3 protein-coding genes and 1 pseudogene are annotated in these 3112 nt (G+C 65.4%); 2 read left to right on the top strand and 2 right to left on the bottom strand.

Annotated elements, in window-relative coordinates; genetic code table 11:
- Positions 1-524: 524 nt before the first annotated feature.
- Positions 525-1682 carry a PA0069 family radical SAM protein gene (locus tag GGR33_RS25665; protein ID WP_183516094.1) on the bottom strand — a complete coding sequence of 386 codons (1158 nt, stop codon included), beginning with the start codon at positions 1680-1682 and terminating at the stop codon, positions 525-527.
- Positions 1683-1829: 147 nt separating this feature from the next.
- Between GGR33_RS25665 and GGR33_RS25660 the strand changes: the two genes are divergently transcribed.
- Positions 1830-2348 carry a hypothetical protein gene (locus tag GGR33_RS25660; protein WP_183516093.1) on the top strand — a complete coding sequence of 173 codons (519 nt, stop codon included), beginning with the start codon at positions 1830-1832 and terminating at the stop codon, positions 2346-2348.
- 92 nt (positions 2349-2440) lie between these two features.
- Complete coding sequence (locus tag GGR33_RS25655; protein WP_183516092.1) at positions 2441-2899, top strand: thiol-disulfide oxidoreductase DCC family protein; 459 nt, start codon at positions 2441-2443, stop codon at positions 2897-2899.
- A 15-nt stretch (positions 2900-2914) separates the two neighbouring features.
- Here the strand turns inward: GGR33_RS25655 and GGR33_RS25650 are convergent.
- Positions 2915-3112 (bottom strand): annotated as a pseudogene (locus GGR33_RS25650) (glucose-1-phosphate thymidylyltransferase RfbA); the annotation flags it as partial.

Raw genomic sequence — 3112 nt, 5'->3', positions numbered from 1 at the left:
TTGTGCCGCTTCGTTCCCATATGTCCGTCCTCGTCCTGGCTCGAAAGCCATACCTCAAGGCGGACCACTCCTGTGGGGGACGATCAGTTGGCCTCTCGTCTCGAGTCGCTCAACGATTCCGATCAATGCTGCATCGGTCATTTCGAAGGTGTCATCGGCGTGCTGCGTCAACGAACGCGCCAGATTGGCAGCATCCTTCACTGCATCACGAAGCACGTCGCCTCTCGTCATCCACTCGTGCGAGCCTGCCAGTGCAAGCAAGACCAAGCATACGAGCGCTATAAAGGAAAGGGGAACTGCAACAGCCGATCTGCCGCGGATTGCGCCTCCGTCGGTCTCGAGCGGGGGAGCAGTCGTTTTCATGAGGTCCCGACGTCCGATTGCCTAGAGAGGTTACCAGGGGGTTCTTAGCCGACGACTGCTGAATGGATGGTCACTTCCGACCGGTGTTTTCTGATCTCGAACGCAACCCACTTCTTACGCCGTTGGCAAAGCAGACGGCACCAAGCGTAAAATTTCTACCACTAGAGCAGGCAGAGCTGGTCCCCTGGTCGCTCGGGCCGGCGAAACAGGTCGGTTCGCTGCCTGAGTCTCTCCTCCGGGTAGCCGAGGCGGGTCTTGGCGAGGCGGAAGCGACGCCGGATCAGGTCAGCATAGGGCCCCTCCCCGATCAGCCGGGTTCCCCAGGCAGAATTGTAGCTCTTGCCGCCCCGAGCCTGCCCCAGCAGCGAGAACACGTGATCCCTGCGACCGGGATAATGCTCGGCAAACCAATCCTCAACGAGGCCGTCGAGCTCGTGCGGCAGGCGCAGCAGAACGTAGTTCGCTTCGCTCGCACCGGCCTCCCGCGCGGCTTTCAGGATAGCCTCGATCTCGTGGTCGTTGAGAGAGGGGATGATGGGTGCGACGATCACCATCACTGGCACGCCCGCCTCCGCGAGGCCCCGGATCGCCGCGAGCCGCTTCTGTGGGTGCGGCGCGCGCGGCTCCAAGCGGCGGGCGAGATCCGGATCGAGCGTGGTGACCGAGATTGCGACCTTGACGAGGTTCTCCTCCGCCAGCGCCGAGAGGATGTCGCGATCGCGCAGGACGAGGCCGGATTTGGTCACGATCCCGACCGGATGGCGAAACCGGGCCAGCACCTCCAACACGTCGCGGGTCAGGCGATGCTCCCGTTCGATCGGTTGGTAGGGGTCCGTCGCGGTGCCGAGCGCGATGGTGCGGGGCTCGTAGCCGGGACGGGAGAGATCCCACTCCAGAACGGCCGCGGCGTCCGATTTGGCGAACAATCTCGTCTCGAAATCGAGACCGGGCGAGAGCCCGACATAGGCATAGTTGGGCCGAGCGAAACAGTAGACGCAGCCATGCTCGCAGCCGCGATAGGGATTGATCGACCGATCGAAACCGATGTCGGGCGAGGTGTTGTAGGTGATCAGCCTTCGCGCGGCTTCCCGCGTCACCGAGGTGCGCACGGGCGCCAATGCGGCATCATCCTCTGGATCCGCATGCGGAACATGTTCGCCCTGCGCAGCCCAGCCGTCGTCGAAATCCTCCCGGAACGCGGTCTCGAACCGACCTGTCGGGTTTGCAGTCGCCCCGCGACCGCCTCGGGTCTCGGGTCGCAGCCGTGCGCCGGCGATGCGGCGAGCCGTCTCCTTCGGGTCGGGTTTCGGCGAAGCCATGACTGACGTTCCGCGGCACTGGGATGCAGAGAACATAAAGGGAACATCATGGGTCGTCGATGCTCATATCGCGGGCATCGCCGACGATTTCGGTGACAACCGTGACCCGCCGCTTGGCCGGTCGCGAAAATACGTTATGGGCCCCGGATGATCTCGGCCCTCATCCACGTGCCTCGGCCCGCCGACCCGGAAGAGGTTGAACGGCTCGCCGATACGCTGAGCGCCCTGGTCGAGGGCGTGGCAGCGGGGCTTGTCGCCGACGCTCTGATCGTCTCGGCCCAGGCCGCTAGCGCGCTGGAGACTATCGCAGACGGCTCAGGCGCCACACTCGTCGTCAACGGATCGGACAACCCTTGGCGCGCTGCTGCGCAGGGGGCGCGACGCGACTGGCTGCTCTGCCTGGAGGCCGGCGACCTGCCGCGCGAAGGGTGGATCCGCAGCGTCGACCGCTTCGTCGGAACGGCGCGTCCAGAGATCGCGCTCGGCAGGCTGCATCGCTCACATGTGGCGCTCGGCGACCGGTTCGGCGCGCTTGTCGATGGGCTGATCGGCAGCGTGACACCGCGGCCCGGCGATGTCGTCCGCCGCGCGAGTCTGCTGGGCGGTCCACGCTTCTCTCCACGTCAGCGGCCGAAGGCCTTGTCGGCCTGGGTTGATCGTGCCTGACGGCTCGGCGCGTCGCAGCCACCCGGCGTCATGGACAGACAGACGTCGCCGCCTCATCATCGCAGGCACCGAAAGACGTGGTGATCTGGCTGATGCAGCGCCCGCCCCATTCCTACCGGGACGACCCGAGCGTGCCTGTCTTTCCGGACGAGCTGCCGATCGTGGTCTTCGATGGGGTCTGCGGGCTATGCTCCAGGCTGGTGCGCTTCACCTTGTGGTTTGACGGCCCCCGCGAACGCCATCGCTTCATTGCGGCCCAGTCTCCGCTCGGCGAGGCGCTGTTTCGGCACTACGGCTTGCGTTACGACGTCTACGAAACGGTCCTGCTGATCACCGGCGGCCGCTGCCTGATGAAGTCTGAGGCCGTCCTCGCTCTGCTCGGCACCCTCGGACCGCCCTGGTCGTGGCTCGCGCAGATCGGGACGCTGGTGCCCTCGCCGCTGCGCAACGCGACCTATGACGTCGTTGCTACCAACCGCTACCGGATCTGGGGCCGCACCGACGTCTGTCGACGGCCGCCGCCTGGGGCCGAGGCGAGGTTTCTCGGATGAGCCGGCGTGATCGAGTTAGCCGTGGGCGTCCGCCGCTGATTCCTCGCGGGCAAGTCTGAGCAGGTTTTTTCCGTATGCGGTTTTCGCGAACAGCTCGCCGCGCGCGACGAGCTGTTCTCGGGTGATGAACGACTGCAGGTAGGCGATCTCTTCGAGACAGGCGACTTGGAGGCCCTGGCGGTTCTGCAGGGTCCGCACGAACTCGGAGGCCTC

The organism is Methylobacterium brachythecii (assembly GCF_014196345.1).
Lineage (GTDB): Bacteria > Pseudomonadota > Alphaproteobacteria > Rhizobiales > Beijerinckiaceae > Methylobacterium > Methylobacterium brachythecii.
Note: the sequence above shows the minus strand (reverse complement) of the source record. Positions and strands in the feature narration are given on the sequence as shown.